Annotated in this window: 18 protein-coding genes; 10 read left to right on the forward strand and 8 right to left on the reverse strand. The window is 52.3% G+C overall.

Going from position 1 to position 17993, the window contains the following annotated elements:
- Positions 1-38: 38 nt before the first annotated feature.
- From QWY82_RS11125 to sdhC, 5 genes are all read right to left on the reverse strand, one after another.
- Positions 39-2873, reverse strand: coding sequence for a 2-oxoglutarate dehydrogenase E1 component (locus QWY82_RS11125; protein ID WP_290262292.1), 2835 nt, complete (start codon positions 2871-2873; stop codon positions 39-41).
- A 461-nt stretch (positions 2874-3334) separates the two neighbouring features.
- Positions 3335-4039 carry a succinate dehydrogenase iron-sulfur subunit gene (locus QWY82_RS11130; RefSeq protein WP_290262294.1) on the reverse strand — a complete coding sequence of 235 codons (705 nt, stop codon included), beginning with the start codon at positions 4037-4039 and terminating at the stop codon, positions 3335-3337.
- A gap of 17 nt (positions 4040-4056) precedes the next feature.
- Complete coding sequence (gene sdhA / locus QWY82_RS11135; protein WP_290262295.1) at positions 4057-5826, reverse strand: succinate dehydrogenase flavoprotein subunit; 1770 nt, start codon at positions 5824-5826, stop codon at positions 4057-4059.
- A 3-nt stretch (positions 5827-5829) separates the two neighbouring features.
- On the reverse strand, positions 5830-6198 hold the full coding sequence (gene sdhD, locus QWY82_RS11140) for a succinate dehydrogenase, hydrophobic membrane anchor protein (protein WP_290262297.1): 369 nt from the start codon (positions 6196-6198) through the stop codon (positions 5830-5832).
- Positions 6192-6566: a succinate dehydrogenase, cytochrome b556 subunit gene (sdhC, locus tag QWY82_RS11145; RefSeq protein WP_290262300.1), complete on the reverse strand. Its 375-nt coding sequence runs from the start codon at positions 6564-6566 to the stop codon at positions 6192-6194. Before sdhC ends, sdhD begins: the two co-directional genes overlap by 7 nt.
- A 475-nt stretch (positions 6567-7041) precedes the next feature.
- Between sdhC and gltA the strand changes: the two genes are divergently transcribed.
- Positions 7042-8328: a citrate synthase gene (gene gltA / locus QWY82_RS11150; RefSeq protein ID WP_290262302.1), complete on the forward strand. Its 1287-nt coding sequence runs from the start codon at positions 7042-7044 to the stop codon at positions 8326-8328.
- A gap of 156 nt (positions 8329-8484) precedes the next feature.
- The gene (gene msrA / locus QWY82_RS11155; protein ID WP_290262304.1) at positions 8485-9111 is read left to right on the forward strand and encodes a peptide-methionine (S)-S-oxide reductase MsrA; all 627 of its coding nucleotides are present in this window, start codon (positions 8485-8487) and stop codon (positions 9109-9111) included.
- A 12-nt stretch (positions 9112-9123) separates the two neighbouring features.
- On the opposite strand, the gene QWY82_RS11160 is transcribed toward msrA, so the two are convergent.
- The 3 genes from QWY82_RS11160 to fliK form a co-directional block, all read right to left on the reverse strand.
- Positions 9124-10008: a sulfurtransferase gene (locus tag QWY82_RS11160; protein WP_290262306.1), complete on the reverse strand. Its 885-nt coding sequence runs from the start codon at positions 10006-10008 to the stop codon at positions 9124-9126.
- Between the two features lie 123 nt (positions 10009-10131).
- On the reverse strand, positions 10132-10413 hold the full coding sequence (locus QWY82_RS11165) for an EscU/YscU/HrcU family type III secretion system export apparatus switch protein (RefSeq protein WP_290262308.1): 282 nt from the start codon (positions 10411-10413) through the stop codon (positions 10132-10134).
- Positions 10406-11974 (reverse strand): flagellar hook-length control protein FliK, encoded by a 1569-nt coding sequence (gene fliK, locus QWY82_RS11170; protein ID WP_290262309.1) that lies wholly within the window; start codon positions 11972-11974, stop codon positions 10406-10408. The genes QWY82_RS11165 and fliK overlap by 8 nt, the downstream gene beginning before the upstream one ends.
- A 274-nt stretch (positions 11975-12248) precedes the next feature.
- On the opposite strand from fliK, the gene ccmA reads away from it, so the two are divergent.
- The 8 genes from ccmA (at position 12249) to QWY82_RS11210 (ending at position 17786) form a co-directional block, all read left to right on the forward strand.
- Entirely contained in the window at positions 12249-12872 is a 624-nt protein-coding gene (gene ccmA / locus QWY82_RS11175; protein WP_290262311.1) for a cytochrome c biogenesis heme-transporting ATPase CcmA, read from the forward strand.
- On the forward strand, positions 12865-13548 hold the full coding sequence (ccmB, locus tag QWY82_RS11180; protein ID WP_290262313.1) for a heme exporter protein CcmB: 684 nt from the start codon (positions 12865-12867) through the stop codon (positions 13546-13548). Before ccmA ends, ccmB begins: the two co-directional genes overlap by 8 nt.
- A 41-nt stretch (positions 13549-13589) precedes the next feature.
- A complete protein-coding gene (locus QWY82_RS11185; protein WP_290262316.1) occupies positions 13590-14330 on the forward strand; it encodes a heme ABC transporter permease in 741 nt (246 codons plus the stop codon).
- Position 14331: 1 nt separating this feature from the next.
- Positions 14332-14544 (forward strand): heme exporter protein CcmD, encoded by a 213-nt coding sequence (gene ccmD / locus QWY82_RS11190; RefSeq protein WP_290262318.1) that lies wholly within the window; start codon positions 14332-14334, stop codon positions 14542-14544.
- 10 nt (positions 14545-14554) lie between these two features.
- A complete protein-coding gene (gene ccmE, locus QWY82_RS11195; RefSeq protein ID WP_290262320.1) occupies positions 14555-15034 on the forward strand; it encodes a cytochrome c maturation protein CcmE in 480 nt (159 codons plus the stop codon).
- A complete protein-coding gene (locus QWY82_RS11200) occupies positions 15024-17000 on the forward strand; it encodes a heme lyase CcmF/NrfE family subunit (RefSeq protein ID WP_290262324.1) in 1977 nt (658 codons plus the stop codon). The genes ccmE and QWY82_RS11200 overlap by 11 nt, the downstream gene beginning before the upstream one ends.
- Before the next feature lie 16 nt (positions 17001-17016).
- On the forward strand, positions 17017-17544 hold the full coding sequence (locus tag QWY82_RS11205; protein ID WP_290262326.1) for a DsbE family thiol:disulfide interchange protein: 528 nt from the start codon (positions 17017-17019) through the stop codon (positions 17542-17544).
- Positions 17545-17633: 89 nt separating this feature from the next.
- Positions 17634-17786, forward strand: coding sequence for a hypothetical protein (locus QWY82_RS11210; RefSeq protein ID WP_290262328.1), 153 nt, complete (start codon positions 17634-17636; stop codon positions 17784-17786).
- Positions 17787-17993 lie beyond the last annotated feature (207 nt).

A 17993-nucleotide genomic window follows, 5' to 3' on the forward strand; every position in this document is an offset into this window, starting at 1 on the left:
TTTTCTTCCTTAGCCTTGGCCAAATCTGTGAGTGACTGTTACTTAACAGTCAGCGCGTCATCGATAAAACGGTTTTGTTCTTCAAGGTGCGTGGACATGTAACCTGCTGCCGGCGCAGCAGAGGCTTCGCGGCCAGCAAAGTTCAAATACGCCTTGGGTGCGATATTTGAAATCACACGACGCATATGATGTTGGCTGGAATACCAAGCACCTTGGTTCATAGGTTCTTCCTGACACCAAACGAAGTCAGTGAGTTTGCTGTAGGGCTTAATGGCCGCAACGAACTCTTCTTCAGGGAAGGGGTAGAGTTGCTCCAAGCGAATGAGAGCAACATCTTCCTGACCGCGTTCCATTCTGGCTTCGAGCAAGTGGTAATACACTTTGCCGGAGCACAAAACAACGCGTTTTACTTTCTTCGGATTAACCGTTGAATCACCTAATACATTGTGGAACTGGCCATTGGCTAATTCTTCTAGCGTAGAAGTGGCTAACTTGTGGCGCAAAATCCACTTTGGACTCATCACCACAAGTGGCCGACGCATGGGTCGAACCGCTTGACGGCGCAGCATATGGAACACTTGCGCCGGCGTGGTGGGAATGCAAATTTGAATGTTGTGTTCGGCACACAGTTGCATGAAACGCTCTAAACGTGCGCTCGAGTGCTCTGGGCCCTGACCTTCATAGCCGTGGGGCAGCAACATGGTCAGCCCGCATAAGCGACCCCACTTGTGTTCGCCCGAGGTAATAAATTGATCGATAACCACCTGCGCTCCGTTGGCGAAGTCACCAAATTGCGCTTCCCAAATCACCATGGCGTTGGGGGTTGTGGTGGCGTAACCGTATTCGAAAGCCAGTACCGCCTCTTCAGACAACAGTGAATCAAAAATGTCGAAGTTGGGTTGGCCTTGCTTCAAGTTTTGCAGCGGCACGTAACGGCTGGCATCTTTCTGGTTGTGAATAACCGCATGGCGATGGGAGAAGGTACCGCGCCCCACATCTTGACCGGTTAGGCGTACGCGAGTGCCTTCATCGATAATCGTGGCGTAGGCTAAAAGCTCGGCCATACCCCAGTTGATGGGCAGTGCACCGCTGGCCATTTTAATGCGATCTTCGTAAATTTTTGATACCTGACGCTGTACAACCACACCATCGGGAACCTCGCAAATTTGATTGGCAATTTTTTGCAATTGCTTGATCGGCACGCGGGTATCGCCTTCGGCAGTCCAGTCGTGACCAATGTAGGGCGACCAATCGACGAACAAGGTTTTATCGGGCTCGCTGACTAAACCACTGGCAACATGCTCACCGCGATCAAGTGCGGCGCGGTAGTTATCGGCCATCTCTTGCGCTTGCGCTTCGCTCAGTACCTGTTCTGCAACCAATTGCTCGGCATAAAGCGTACGCGTGGTTTTGTGGTTGCGAATTTTTTTGTACATGAGCGGCTGAGTAGAGGAGGGCTCGTCGGTTTCGTTGTGACCGCGACGGCGGTAACACACCAAATCGATAACCACATCTTTCTTAAACTCGTAGCGGTAATCCATCGCCAGCAAGGTGACGAACATCACCGCTTCTGGGTCGTCGCCATTGACGTGGAAGATCGGCGTTTCGATCATCTTGGCAACGTCGGTGCAGTACTCGGTAGAGCGTGCATCTTCGCGCAGGCTGGTGGTGAAGCCCACTTGGTTATTTAACACCAAGTGAATAGTGCCGCCGGTTTTGTAAGCGCGGGTTTGAGACATTTGGAAGGTCTCGGTTACCACACCTTGACCCGCGAAGGCGGCGTCGCCGTGAATGACTATCGGTACAACTTTTGCGCCGATTGGATCTGAACGGCGATCTTGGCGCGCGCGCACGGAACCTTCAACAACAGGGGAGACGATTTCTAAATGCGAGGGGTTAAACGCCATCGCAATATGAACTTCGCCGCCTGGTGTCATGATGTTCGACGAAAAACCTTGGTGGTATTTCACATCGCCCGAGGTAGTAACGAGCTTTTTGCCTTCGAATTCTTCGAAAAGTTCCGCCGGGTTTTTACCAAACACGTTAACCAACGTGTTTAAGCGACCGCGGTGCGCCATACCCAACACAATTTCTTTTGCGCCGTGTGCGCCGGCACTTTTTACTAGGCCGTCGAGCAGTGGAATCATCGCTTCGCCACCTTCGATACCGAAGCGCTTAGTGCCCGGGTATTTACTGTCGAGGTGCCGCTCTAAACCTTCCGCCGCGGTTAAGCGCTCCAGAATATTGAGCTTGATATCATTGGCATAGGCGGGGCGCGAACGGGCGCTTTCTAAGCGCTGCTGTAACCACTGCTTTTCAGAAAAGTTAGTGATGTGCATGATTTCTGGGCCGATATTGCCACAGTAGGTTCGCTCAAGCACGTCGATAATTTCGCGCAGCGGCGCTTCTTCTTTGCCGATAAACAGGTTGCCCGTTTGAAACACTGTGTCCAGATCTGCCGGGGTCAAGCCGTGGAAGGCCAACTCTAGATCGGGCACATGCTCGCGCTTCATTAAGCCTAGTGGGTCGAGCTTGGCGCGTTGATGACCGCGGAAACGGTAGGAGCTGATTAGCTGAACAACCTTAACCTGTTTGCGTTCGTGCTCAATGTTTGTACCACCGGAACCCGGTGCTGCTATCGGGCGCGCACGGTTTTTACCGAGTAATTCGAAATGATCACGGATGACGGAATGCGGTGTGTCTTGAACCACAACGCCGTCAACGCGCGGTAGTTGTTCGAAGTAACGACGCCATTCTTCGGTCACGGCCTTGGGGTCGTGTAAATAGGTATCGTAAAGATCTTCTACATAGGCCGTGTTCCCATCAGAGATATGGGAAGACTTCCGGAGCAGCTCCAACATGCTTTCTTGCATTTTACCCACCTGGTCGATGGGGTACTGTCTAGCTGTGAGGGCGTGAGTGGTTCAGGTCGTTTACACGCCCTAATGCCAACTACATTCAGGATTGGTTCGCACCAATCAAGCGGTTTACCCCATGAAAGCAGTGATGATATTCATCGCCCTCACAGATAGATCGAGCCTAGCCCGACATACCCCTGCTACTTACTAGCGTAATACTAGCCGTTTCATATGTGGCTTCTTTTGGAACCACACAGTTTAGTTCACTCGCTACAACATAAATGCCGTGCAAATAATTTTTTAGTAGGGCATAGATTCAGGAATGATAATTCCGTTCATCTGTACCTGGGTTCCGCACCTTTATAGACCATTCTTTGAATGGTGATCCTGTCGCCTATATTTTTTTAAGACTAACCCCCAACCGAGGTTGGGGGTTAGCGCGACATTCGGTATTACAGGCCTAGGCCTGCCGCTGATTATACAGCGCGTTGTAAAAGCATGTTACGTATGTGGCCAATGGCTCTGGTTGGGTTGAGTCCTTTCGGGCAAACCGCAACACAGTTTTGAATACCGTGGCAGCGGAATACGCTGAACGGGTCATCCAACTTCGCTAGGCGCTCATCGGTGGCGTTGTCGCGGCTATCGGCCAAAAAGCGGTAGGCCTGCAACAAACCGGCTGGGCCGATAAATTTGTCGGGGTTCCACCAGAAGGACGGGCAGCTGGTTGAACAGCAAGCACACAAAATACACTCGTATAGGCCGTCTAACTTTTCCCGCTCTTCGGGCGACTGTAAGCGCTCGATGGCGGGAGCCGGGTTAGAGTTTTGCAAATACGGCTGCACTTTCTCGTACTGGGCATAGAACTGGCTCATGTCGATCACCAGATCGCGAATCACCGGTAAGCCTGGCAGTGGGCGCAGCACTAACTTGTTGTTAGTGACGCACTCGGAGATGGGCTTAATACAGGCAAGGCCATTTTTGCCGTTGATGTTCATACCATCTGAGCCGCACACACCTTCACGGCACGAGCGGCGGTAGGCCAAGGACGCATCCTGAGACTTAATCAGTTCCAGCACATCCAATACCATCAGGTCTTTGCCCTGGGTATCTACCTCATAGGTTTGCATATGAGGGGCTTTATCTGACTCAGGGTTATAGCGATAAATTTCTACTTTTAACATGTCACCATTCCCCAGACTTAGTAAGTACGAGCCTTAGGCTCGAATGCTTCCATGGTTTTTGGCGTGAAGTTTACGCCGCGCTTCTCAACTTTTTTCTCGGTCGGGAAGAACATGGAGTGGCACAACCAGTTCACATCGTCGCGATCTTCAAAGTCTTCCCGAGCATGGGCACCACGAGATTCTTTGCGCTCTTCAGCGGCGATCGCCGTTGCTTCGGCAACTTCCAGCAAGTTTTGCAGTTCCAGTGCTTCAATACGCGCGGTATTAAAGGCATTGCTCTTGTCGGTGATGCCAACATTTTCAATGCGCGGGCGCAGTTCTGCCAGCTTCTTGATGCCTTCTTTCATGAACTCGCCATTGCGGAATACACCGAAATGGTTCTGCATGATGGTTTGCAGCTCTTTGCGCAGGGCTGGTGCGGTTTCGGTGCTGGTCGATGTGTTAATGCGATTTAAGCGGGCCATGGCGCGCTCGATGTCAGCATCGGTAGCGGCTGTATGCTCGACACCTTCGCGCAGGGCTTTCTCAATGAATAAGCCAGAGGCGCGACCGAAAACAACCAAGTCTAGCAGTGAGTTACCACCTAGGCGATTGGCACCATGTACCGATACACAAGCGGCTTCTCCGCAGGCATAGAAACCTTCGATGATGGCATCTTTGCCGTCTTTCATGGTCAGTGCTTGGCCGTGAACGTTGGTGGGAATACCGCCCATCATGTAGTGACAGGTTGGCACCACGGGCACCGGCTCTTTGACTGGGTCGGCGTGGGCGAAGGTGCGCGATAGCTCACAAATGCCCGGTAAGCGGCTTTCCAGAACTTCTTCACCTAAGTGATCGAGCTTCAGCAACACGTGGTCGCCATCTGGGCCACAGCCGTTGCCAGCTAAAATTTCCAATACCATAGAGCGGGCAACAACGTCGCGCGAGGCAAGATCTTTCGCGTTCGGCGCATAGCGCTCCATGAAACGCTCGCCGTGCTTGTTAATCAGGTAACCACCTTCACCGCGACAACCTTCTGTTACCAGTACACCAGCGCCGGCGATACCGGTGGGGTGGAACTGCCAGAACTCGATGTCTTGCACCGGGAAGCCTGCGCGCAGCGCCATGCCAATGCCGTCGCCGGTATTGATGTGTGCGTTAGTGGTTGAGGCGTAAATACGGCCAGCACCGCCAGTGGCGAACACGGTGGCGCGGGACTTAACGTAGACCACTTCGCCGTCTTCGATATTCATGGCGATAACACCAACGACGGCGCCGTCGGCATTTTTCACCAGATCAACAGCAAACCACTCGTTTAAGAACACGGTGTTATTTTTGATGTTGTTTTGGTACAGGGTGTGAAGCAAAGCGTGGCCGGTGCGGTCGGCTGCGGCACAGGTGCGAGCCGCTTGGCCGCCCTTGCCGAAATCTTTAGATTGACCGCCGAAGGGGCGTTGATAGATGCGGCCTTCCTCGGTGCGCGAGAAGGGCAGACCCATGTGCTCTAATTCATACACGGCTTCTGGGCCAACGGAACACATATATTCGATAGCGTCTTGGTCGCCGATGTAATCGGAGCCTTTAACGGTATCGTACATGTGCCAGCGCCAATCGTCCTGCGGGTCGTCGCTGGCAATCGCACAGGTGATACCACCTTGGGCCGAGACTGTGTGTGAACGGGTGGGGAATACTTTGGTAATTACCGCGGTTTTGTAACCGGATTGTGCAAGTTGCAGGGCTGCGCGCATACCTGCGCCACCGCCACCGATGACGATACCGTCAAATGAAATCGTACGCATAGTAGACATGTATTAAAGTCCCCAGAGAATTTCGATGCCCCAAACCAGATAGGTCAGGGTGATCACGCCTAAGCCCATTTGCGCCAGCAGGCGCAAGATGGTCGCTTTGGTACCCATTAATTGGTTGGTGAGATAGTCCGTTAACACGGCCCACAAACCAATCCAGGCGTGCGCAGCAATAGATAGGAGGGTTGCTAGGGTGAAGATGCGCATCCACAGCTGATTGAACAGCCCTTGCCACAGCTCGAAGGTTAAATCTGGCGTGCACGCAATGAAGCCTGCGAGAAAAATTGTGTAGGCGGCCATGACCACGGCGCTGATGCGCTGGATCAGCCAGTCGTAGAGACCGCTGCGCCCAAAGCTAGTTACGGCGGTTACCATATCCATACTCCTAATGCTGCAATAATAACGGCGGCAACTACCAACGCGATTTTCGCGCCGATCCGGCCACCTTCTAAGCTCTCGCCAACACCGGCATCCATAATCAGATGACGAATGCCTGCCACCATGTGATACGCAAGCGCGGCTAAAGTAGCCCACAGGACAAATTGGCAAAGCGGGCTTTGGAAGTGCTCTTTCAACTCTGCGAAGCTGGCCTCAGAGGTCAGGCTTGCTTCTAGAATCCACAATAGAACGGCTACGCCTGCGAACAGGACAACACCAGACATGCGGTGAAGAATAGAAACATAAGCAGTAATAGGAAGATGGATGGTGGAGATGTCGAGATTGACCGGTCTGTTTTTGTTCACGTTAAGTCACACCTTATTGCCCAGAATGTGGGCGGTTCGAGAGAGTATACATAGCACACAATCCCTCTAGCATAGGTAGCAATGAGGCAATTAACCAGCTACCCCCCCTGCAAGACGCGCGAAATTATAAGGAGCCAACATTTAAATTACAAACGAATTCCGGCACTTATGTCCGTATTTGGTGGGGGTTTTACGGTTTTTTTAGTTTGGGCATCCTAGCCAAAATTGCCCGCTGCCGTATTGCTGTTCGGATTGGTCGTTTTGTGTGCAGGCTGCACCAAATTGGGCAAGACTAAGGTCGCAATGGGCGGTTTTGGTGCTTAGCGCTATAATTGACTATCTATTTGACAAAAACAAACTTAACTTTATAGTTGTGCCCGCTCTAAAGGCCATTGCGGTGATTTAGTGCAATATAAGAGGGTATGCAAGCCCCGACGAAGAGACGATTACAACTTGCAGATATAGGAGTCCCAAGATGGCTGAGAAGAAAGCGCAACTGGTAATAGAGGGACGCGATCCCATCGATTTGCCGATGTACTCCGGTTCAACCGGTCCCGATGTTATAGATGTCAGCAGCCTAACGGCCAATGGGTACTTCACCTATGATCCTGGTTTCATGGCCACGGCGGCCTGTGAATCAAAACTGACCTTTATCGATGGTGCCAATGGTGTGCTTTTGCACGGTGGCTACCCAATCGAACAACTAGCAGATAAGTCAGACTATTTAGAAACGTGCTATTTGTTGTTGAATGGCGAACTACCTAACGCCGAGCAAAAAACAGACTTCGTAGACACCATCATGAGACACACCATGGTGCACGAGTCTCTTACAAACTTTTTCCGTGGTTTCCGCTACGATGCTCACCCCATGTCCGTCATGGTGGGTGTGGTTGGCGCTTTGGCGTCCTTCTACCACGATTCGCTCGATATCAATAACCCAGAACATCGGCAGATTTCCGCTCATCGTTTGATTGCGAAAATGCCAACCCTAGCGGCCATGTGTTACAAGCATCATATTGGTCAGCCGTTCATGTACCCAGATAATAGCCTGAGCTACTCAGAAAATTTTCTGCACATGATGTTTGGTACGCCGTGTGATGATCCAAAAGTAAACCCTGTTTTAGCGCGCGCCATGGATAAGATTTTCTTATTGCACGCCGATCACGAACAGAATGCCTCTACTTCTACTGTGCGTTTGGCTGGCTCTTCTGGCGCCAACCCCTTCGCCTGTGTGGCGGCGGGTATCGCAACCTTGTGGGGCCCAGCCCACGGTGGCGCCAACGAAGCCGTGTTGGAAATGCTTGAGGAAATTGGCACCGTTGATAACATCGACACTTACATTGCCAAGGCCAAAGATAAGAGCGACCCATTCCGCTTGATGGGCTTCGGTCACCGCGTTTACAAGAACTTTGATCCACGCGCTAAGGTGATGAAAGAGACCTGTGATGAAGTGTTGGCAGAGCTTGGTTTGGACAACGATCCCCTGTTAGCCATTGCTAAGCGTCTCGAGCAGATTGCCTTGGAAGACCCTTACTTCATTGAGAAGAAATTGTACCCCAATGTCGATTTCTACTCTGGCATCATCATGAAAGCTATCGGTATTCCCACCGAGATGTTTACCGTGATTTTTGCAACCGGTCGCACAGTGGGCTGGATTGCACACTGGAATGAAATGATTTCTAACCCCTACAAAATCGGCCGTCCGCGTCAGTTGTACACTGGCCACACCGCGCGCGATTTCGTCGCTTTAGATAAGCGTTAAGATGTAAAGATGTGCTAAAAAGCCTCGCATATTGCGGGGCTTTTTTGTTGGCGAGACGTAACAATTTTCGGTTCGGGCGCTCAATGTGTGGATGAGTTAAGCCGCTTGTTCGTCCTATCTCAAAATGATGGTTGGGTAAGATAATCGAGGTGATGTATGGGTAAGCAGCAAATGCCAGACGCAGCTACCGCTTTGAAAGGCCGAGACAAGGCGCTGGATATAACCGGTAAGCATTTTGTTAATGGTGTCAGCATCAAAGCGCCTTTTCCGGCGGGAATTGAGTTGGCTTATTTTGGTTTGGGTTGCTTCTGGGGCGCAGAGCGCCGGTTCTGGCAGCAGCGCGGCGTCTATGCCACGGCGGTTGGCTACGCCGGTGGCTACACGCCTAACCCAACCTATGAAGAGGTTTGCGGTGGCGACACAGGCCACGCCGAAGTGGTGCTTGTGGCGTTTGATCCCTCAGTAATTAGCTATGATGATTTGCTGCGCGTCTTTTGGGAGGTGCACGACCCGACCCAGGGAATGCGCCAGGGCAATGACTTGGGCACCCAGTATCGCTCGGTAATTTATACCACCAGCGATAAACAGCTCGAGCGCGCCAAGGCAACTTTTGCCGCCTTTCAAAAAAGTTTAAAAGCGGCGGGTAAGGGCGCCATCACCACGGAGATAGCGCCGGCGCCGGTGTTTTATTACGCCGAGGAATATCACCAGCAATATTTAGCAAAAAATCCGGCTGGCTATTGCGGTTTGGCCGGCACCGGTGTGTGTTTGATGCCCGACTAGGTGCAATGGGTTTCAGCTCGTGGCGACACGGGCTGAGCGATTTTCCTCTGTTACATAACTACACCAATCGCTCCAGCTACCGGGGTAGAGCGCGGCTTCTATGCCGAGCTGTGCCATGGCAAAAATATTGACGCAGGCGGTGACTCCAGAGCCGCAGTACACCGTTGGCGGATGCTTCAGGCTTGCTAAGTGTTGCTGGTTTAAGGCTCGGGACAAGCGCAGTTTTGCCGCTTCCTGGTCTAAGAAAAATCCTTCATCGTCGGTAGCGGTTTGCCACGGCAGGTTGATGGCCCCGGGAATGTGGCCGGCGATAGGATCGATTGGCTCGGTAATGCCCTGAAAACGCGCTAGCTCGCGCGAGTCAATTAGCTCGCCTATGCCGTTTTTGTTGACGATGTCTTGATGATCGCGAATCTTGAGTTGGCCGGGTGTGAGCTGTAGCGGCGGACCATCCTTAGCGCTCGATCTTGTTTCTGCTATTTGCTGGCTCAGCGAAAAATGTTGTTGCCATGCACCTAAACCGCCGTTTAATACCCTCACGTTTTCGATGCCGCAATAGGTCAGTAGCCACCAAGCTCGACAGGCGTAGGCGCCTTTGTGGGCGTCGTACAAAACAATCTGAGAATCTTGGCTAACGCCGCAATCCTGTAGCTTGTGTTGCAAGGCTGAGATGTTTGGCAATGGGTGTCTGCCGCCATGCTCGGCAACGGCAGATGATAAGTCCAGATTCAAATCTAAATAGTGTGCACCGGGAATGTGGCCTGCTAAGTATGCTAGGCGACCCGCCTCCGGATCATTCAATGCGAAGCGGCAATCGAAAATAACCAGCTTGTTTTTTTGCGCTGGTTTTTGCTCAATGAGGGTATTGAGATGGTAAGCGGAAATTAAATAGGGCATGGTGGCAGCTCAATGTTTGCAGACTTTTACGCTGGTGTAAATTCTCGGGCCCGGGTAAGTTCTAGTGTAATTTCTAGTGTAAGTTGGCGCGACTCAAAGTGATAGTCGTGCCGCGACCTCGCACTATTTGCCTGTGGGAAACTTGCCGCTCAGCTCGTAGGCGAAGGCGAGTATGTGTGCCACGGCGATATAAAGCGCTTCCGGAATTTCATCGTCGAGCTCCAGTTGCATGAGTAAGTTCACGAGACTTGGGTTATCGCACAGGGGGATGTCGTGTTCCTGCGCTAGAGCGACAATTTGCTCGGCTAACAGATTGTCGCCTTTTGCGATAACCCTGGGCGCGTTGTCGCCATCGTAAAACAGGGCGACGGCTTGAGTAATGTCTTTTTCGCTGAGTTCAGGCATGGGTATCCAGTAGTGGTTGGCTGAGTCGGTTGCTGGGGCTCGGCATGCGGCCCGCATGACAGTGGATTGGCTCAACCGCCAAGCCTTTTTGTCGGATGGTGTCTACCAATTGGCTGGCGCGATTTTCTATCAGTGCGAGGGTCGAAGGTTGTTCTGCCCAAAGGCTGCACTGCAGCCGCTCGTGTACATAGCGAATGCGGGCGTCGATGGTGCCGAGTGTTTCCACGTTAATGCTCAAGGTGACTTGCCAAACGATGTCGCGTTTTTTGTCTGTTTCTGAGCTGGCCGCGCCTTGCTTTTCTTGTTCCTCTTCGAGCCAATGTTTGCTGAAATGTAATTGCAGCGGTGTGACCTGTTGCTCTATACGCACCGGTAGCTCAATGGTCAGGTTTTTTAAGGTTTTACTGTCCGGTTCATCCACTAAATTGGCCAACTGTTGCGCCGTTATTTTGGCCAGCCACTGCTTGCCAATTTCTGTCAGCGCTTGTTTGTGTTGGGTTTTCTCGGCGCTGGCTTGGGGCATTTTTTCCAGTGAAATACCGAGTAAATTAAGTAGCTGTTGAGCCAGATTGGACGCCTTTAGCGCGTTGGGTTTTGCTGCCTCAGCGGCTGAACTGGGGACTTGCGGGCTGTCTGACAGCAGGGCAAACAGTTGCCAGAGTTGTAGTTTACTGTCTTGTGCTGGGGCTTTAATGGCGTCGACATTTGCTGCTTGCGGGTTAGCCCCTTGGTGTAATTGATTCAGTTTTGCTTCAGAGAAAATACCGCTGTTGTTAATCGCCGCTTTAAGCGCTGGCGCGCTGGTATTTGCCGGCAGGATTTGCGTCAGTGATTGCAGCGCGTTAAGCAGGGTTTTTTGGCCAGCGCTGGCAGGCTTGTTGGCTGTGTTTTGGTTGATCTGGTCGATCAAAAGTTGCAGCGCCTTTACCGCGTTTGCGCTCGATTGTTGTGCGGGCAAGGCTTGGCGCAACAGGGCCTGCAGGGCGTTTCTATCGGACGGGTTCAGTGGGTTTAGCTTGCCGCTGGTATTTGCCGGCTGGGCTTGTTGCTGATCGGCCGGCGCTTGTTGCGCGACTAGGCTCAAGCCCTGTGGCCCCAGCTGAATTTGAACGCGGCTGTTTGGGGTTAGCGCTTGATCGGTGATCATGTTAATCGACTGGCCGCGCAACAGCGCTTGTACCAGAAATAGCTGTTTGGCCTGCAGTAATTGCGCCCATTGCCCGAGAGGGTTTTGCGCCTGACTGGTGCCTGGGGTTGCGCTTAGGTTCGACCCTTGTTTCGACCGACTGGATGCTTGCTGCGCGATGGCCGCCAGCAGGCCCTTGGCTGAGTTGAGCTCGGCGCTTCCAGTCAAGGACGTTGGATGTGCGCCAAGGGCAAAGGCTTTTTCAAGAGTTTGTTGGGCTAAGGGCCTAAGTTCGGCGTTGATAGGCTGAATTTGGCTGATTTTGGCCCACAGTGAAGCGCCGGCAGCAAGACTTTGCGCGATATTACCCGAGGCTGTGCTGCTTGTGGAGCTGCTAGCCGCGGGTGCCGTGTTACTGGGAATGTGGCTGGCCATGAATGATTTGCCGCTCCTGATGTCGGTCGCGTATCGCGTTTGTATTTATGGGGCTCGGCAAATTTCTCAACCGTTCGTCGAGCAAGTTGTTGTTTTTTTAACCACATAGGCGGCCATTGTGGTCCCATCAATTGGCCCTAGGTCACATTTAGCTTTTTGATCTGGGTTTTAAGAGGTGATTGTGACCTAGGGGCTGGTTATAATCGAAACCCTTTTTACTATAGCTCGCTCCTTGTTATCGGCAGGGGTCAGTCTTAATCAATGGTGTGGGTACTTGCTAGAACTACGGGACTTCAGCTGCGAACGCGACAATCGATTGTTGTTCGCGGGCCTGCATGCCAGCTTTGCAGCCGGTGAGATATGGCATATCGAAGGTCCTAATGGCGTTGGCAAGACCTCTTTATTGCGCCAGTTAACTGGCATCTCGCGGGAATTTGGTGGTGAATTGCTCTGGCAAGGGCGGCCGATCGGCGAGTGTCGCTACGATTTTGCCTGCGCTTTGCTCTATATTGGCCATCAACCCGGTATCAAAACCGCGCTCACGGCCCGCGAAAATTTAATGGCTTACTGCCCGGAATCCACTAGTGCTCAAATTGAGCAAGCGTTGACCGACATTGGCTTGTACGGTTTCGAGGATGTTGGCTGCTACCGCCTGTCGGCCGGCCAGCTTCGCCGCGTGGCACTGGCGCGATTAGCCTTGAGCACTCAGCCCTTATGGATTCTCGACGAGCCGTTTACCGCCTTAGATACTCAAGCCGTGGCGGCGCTGGAGCAGCGCTTTGTCGCGCATGCCGCCGCCGGCGGCTGTGTAATTATCACCACGCACCAGAAGCCGAGCATTGACGCTCTCAAGGTATTGGCCTTAGGCGACTATCAACCCGAGGTGCGCTTTGTCTGACTCCTTGGCGCGCGCCTTGGCGCAGCAGTTTTCGCGCGAGTTAAAACTTGCCTATCGCGCCCGCAGCGATTGGGCCAATCCGATGATCTTTTTCCTGTTGGTAATCACTATGGTGCCCATGGGTATCAGCCCGGATGCGAAGTTTCTGGCGATTTTGGCGCCGGGCATGATTTGGGTGGTGGCGCTACTGGCAACCTTGCTCTCTCTGGACGCTTTGTTTCGCGCTGATATGGACGATGGCAGCCTCGATCAGCTACTTATTTCGCCGCATCCCTTGCCGCTATTGGTGCTTGCTAAGATAGCCGTGCATTGGTTGGTGACTGGCTTGCCGTTAACCTTGATGTCGCCGCTCTTGGGGCTTATGTTATCGCTCCCGGCTGAGGGCTATGTGCCGTTAATCATGTCGCTATTGATTGGCACCGCCTGTTTGAGCTTTATTGGCGCCATAGGTGCGGCCTTGACCGTGAGTTTGCGCAAGGGCGGGCTACTTATTTCGCTCATTATCATGCCGTTTTATGTGCCGGTGTTGATATTTGGTGCCAATGGTGTGAGTCGGGCGATTGAAGGTTTCGCCCATACTGGGCAGTTGGCAATTTTGGGTGCGCTATTGGCCTTAGCGGTTGCCACCGCTCCCTTTGCGGTGGCTGGTGCTCTGCGTATTTCCAGTGAGGGATAACCCTACAAATGACAACGATAAAATTTTAGTGAGGACGTAACGTGGCTTGGCAATGGTTTTATCGATTGGGTTCTCCGCGCTGGTTTTACGAAAATACCGGCCGCTGGTTGCCATGGCTGGCGTTGGTCACGTTTTCTTTGCTCGCCTTGGGTTTGGTCTGGGGCTTGGGCTTTGCTCCCATGGATGCCAAACAAGGCAACAGCTATCGCATTATCTATATCCATGTGCCGGTATCATTTTTAGCCTTGGCGGGTTATTACGTGATGGCCATCAATGGCGCCATCGGTTTGATTTGGAAAATGAAACTGGCCGATATGGTGATGAAATCGGCGGCGCCCATTGGCGCGGCCTTGACCTTTCTCGCCTTAATATCGGGCGCTATTTGGGGCAAGCCAACCTGGGGCACCTACTGGGTGTGGGATGCGCGCATTACTTCGATGCTGGTCTTGTTTTTCCTGTATTTGGGCGTAATCGCCTTGCAGGCGTCTTTCGTAAACCAGCAGACTGCCGCGCGCGCGAGCGCCATTTTGTCCTTAGTGGGCACGGTAAACATTCCCATCATCTATAAATCGGTGGATTGGTGGTATACCTTGCATCAGCCGGCCACCTTGAAGCTCACATCAAATTCCACTATCCATCCAGAAATGTGGTACCCGCTGTTAGTGATGATTATCGCCATGTATTGTTTTTACGCCTTGGTATTGATCCTTTTCACCCGCGCCGAAATTGTTAACCGCGAGCGTCAAACCCAGTGGGTGCGCGCGCTCAGTGGAGGCCAGTAATATGACGTTTCAATTTGATTCGCTGCACAGTTTTATCGCCATGGGCACACACGGGCCTTTTGTTTGGTCGGTGGTGGTCATCACGCTTTTGGTGCTGGCTTGGCTGGTACTATGGCCATTAAAATTACACCGCGATGCCTTGGCCGAACAGGCCCGTTTGGCCCGCATTGAAAAAGCCCGTCAAGATCACGCCGCGGCAACGTCTTCCCAATAGGATTTAAGTCATGCACCCGTTACGTAAACAGCGTTTGATGTTAGTACTTTTTGTGGTGGTGTTTGCATCCATTGCCGTTGGTTTGATTGTTTTCGCCCTGCGCGAAAATATTAATTTGTTTTACCCGCCGGAAAAATTGGTCAATGGCGAGGCGCCCATAGATCGCACTATTCGCGCCGGTGGTTGTGTGGTGCCTAAGTCGGTCATGCGCGACCAAAGCTCGTTGCAAGTTTCCTTTGCCATTACCGATGGCATTGCCGAGGTTAAAGTGACCTACGAAGGTATTTTGCCGGATCTCTTTGCCGAGGGCGAAGCGGTGGTGGTGAATGGCCAATTGCACAGCGACGGCGTGTTTGCCGCGCGCGAAGTGTTGGCCAAACACGACGAGAATTACACGCCGCCAGAAGTGGCTGACACCATGGCGAAAAATGCAGAAAAGCAGGGTGCTGAGCATCAGAAAACCTGTGGAGTACTAAATTATGGTTCCTGAGATAGGTCACTTCGCGCTCATTTTGGCGCTCGGGCTCGCGTTATTTTTGTCGACGATTCCGTTAATAGGCAGTTTCTCCGGGCGCGAATTATTTATGCGCTCGGCACCATCCCTCGCCACCGGCCTATTTGTTTTCGTCGCCGTAGCGTTTATTTGTTTGAGTCATGCTTTTTACGTGGATGACTTTTCTGTTAAGTATGTGGCCAATAATTCCAATAGCCTCTTACCTTGGTATTTTAAACTCAGCGCCGTATGGGGAGGGCACGAAGGCTCCCTGCTGCTGTGGGTGTTGATTCTAACCGTTTGGACTTTCGCCGTGGCGGTAAAGTCTGGTCATATGCCCATGGATATGCGCGCCCGCGTCTTGTCGGTGATGGGCATGATTTCGGTGGGCTTTTTGCTCTTTACCTTGCTCACCTCAAACCCCTTTGATCGCCTGTTGCCGTCGCCACCGGGGCAGGGCAGCGACTTAAATCCGCTGCTCCAAGACTTCGGTTTGATTATTCATCCGCCCATGCTGTACATGGGCTATGTGGGTTTTTCTGTTAGTTTTGCCTTTGCCATTGCTACCTTGATTTCTGGTCGCTTAGACAGCGCTTGGGCGCGCTGGTCTCGGCCTTGGACCAACCTAGCCTGGGCCTTTCTCACCATCGGTATCGCGCTTGGTAGCTGGTGGGCATATTACGAACTCGGCTGGGGCGGTTGGTGGTTCTGGGACCCAGTGGAAAATGCTTCCTTCATGCCCTGGTTGGTGGGCACGGCGTTGATTCACTCCTTAGCGGTCACGGAAAAGCGCGGCGTGTTTAAAAGCTGGACCTTGTTGCTCGCCATCTTCGCCTTTTCCTTAAGTTTATTGGGGACCTTTTTAGTGCGCTCGGGCGTGCTTACCTCGGTACACGCTTTTGCCACAGACCCAGAGCGCGGTTTGTTTATCTTGGCCTTCTTGTTAATCGTTATTGGCGGCTCGCTCACGCTCTACGCCTTCCGAGCGCCGGCGGTGAAAAGTTCGGTGTCTTTCGTTGGCCTTTCGCGCGAATGGTTTTTATTGGCCAACAATGTGTTGTTGATTGTGGTGCTCGCGACGGTGTTACTGGGCACGCTCTACCCGCTGATTGCCGATGCCTTAGGTTGGGGCAAAATTTCCGTTGGTCCACCGTATTTCAATGCCTTCTTCATACCCATCATGGGCGTGTTGTGTGTGCTATTGGCAATTGGGCCTTTGACCCACTACAAGCGCACACCGATTGAAAAATTGCTGCGCTGGTTGGCTTGGCCTTTCGCCGGCGCGTTGGTGCTTGGTGTAATTGTGCCCTGGCTGTACGAAACGCCTTATCAGTGGCAGGCGTCTATCGCTGTCGCTATTGCTAGCTGGATGGTGTTGGCGGCGCTGCGCGATTTGCTGAATAAAACGCAGCACCAACATAGCTTTTTGCACGGCTTGCGCAGAATGCCCCTGAGTTTCTTCAGCATGCATTTGGCGCACTTAGGCATGGCCGTTACCCTGATGGGGGTGGCCTTTGTATCTATCTATAGCGAAGAGCGCAATGTGCGCCTGTCGGCTGGAACCTCGCTCGATATAGAAGGCTACCACTTTGAGTTGGTTGAGTTGCGCCAAGTGCGCGGGCCTAATTATTTGGCCGATGAAGCGCATATTATCGTGTCCTCTGAGGGCCAGCCAATCGCCACTATGTACCCACAAAAACGCCGCTACCTCTCTGGTGGGAGTTTGATGACCGAAGTCGCTATCGATGCCGGCTTCTTTCGGGACTTGTATGTCGCCTTGGGCGAGCCGCTCGACAACGGCGATTGGGCCGTGCGCGTGCAGTTTAAGCCCTTCGTGCGCTGGATTTGGCTGGGGGCAATCTTTATGTGTTTTGCCGGTGTGATGACACTCTGGGACAAGCGCTATCGATACCGCGTGTCAGAAAGCGCCAGCGCCGATGCGTCAGTGCCCGCCAAGGCTTAAATTAAGGAAGGTTATTTTGCAGCGTTTGAAACTATTTTTACCTCTGCTGGTTTTTATTGTGTTAGCCGGCTTTTTGTGGCGCGGCTTGGCCTTAGATCCTGCGGCTATGCCGTCGGCCTTATTGGATAAGCCCATGCCAGTGTTTGCGCTACCGACACTGGAAAATGGCGCTGAAAAAGTCACCGAATCGGTATTTCACGGTTCGGTAACACTGCTCAATGTTTGGGCCACCTGGTGTATTTCCTGCCGCGTCGAACACCCCTATTTGGTTAAGTTAGCCGAGCAGGGCGTTCGCATCATCGGCCTGAATTACAAAGACGACACAGCGGAAGCCAAAAAATGGTTAGAGACGCTGCACAACCCCTATAGCTTCTCGATTATTGACGCCGATGGTCGCATGGGGCTAGATCTGGGCGTGTTTGGCGCGCCTGAAACCTATGTGGTGGATAAGCTTGGCGTTATCCGCTACAAGCACGTGGGCGTTGTGGATGAGCGCGTGTGGCGAGAAAAATTACAGCCGTTAATGCAAAGCCTTGGCAACTAATCAAGCGCTGGCCTAGCCGACATTTTGTTGATCCTGATCAAAACCTGCACGCCTTCACTTCGCTACTCTAGAACCATGGTAATAGAGGAGTGAATGCTATGTATATGGACGGTGTTGTGGCTTACGGGATTGTTATTGTTTTGGCAACTTGTGCTGTGGTTTGGTATGTTGGGCGCTATGCCTATCGTCACTTCAAGCAAGATTGTGACGCGATAGACCATCCCAATACCGAGGCTAAGTAACCTGCGGCAGGCAGTTAAAACTCTGACTGTGACATGACTAAACCTGCCTGAGTTGAGTATGGCGATGCAAATCATTGCCATACAACCTTTTCAGTAATGGCGTTCTGCTGTTACAGTTCTAGCTTTTATGTTCTCGAGCTTTAGCTATCGCGCTCGCCGCTTTGTGAGGTTGCGACGGCTTTTTATTATTAGAATAAAAGAAGTGGG

Origin of the sequence: Simiduia curdlanivorans (assembly GCF_030409605.1) — a bacterium.
Taxonomy (GTDB): Bacteria; Pseudomonadota; Gammaproteobacteria; order Pseudomonadales; family Cellvibrionaceae; genus Simiduia; species Simiduia curdlanivorans.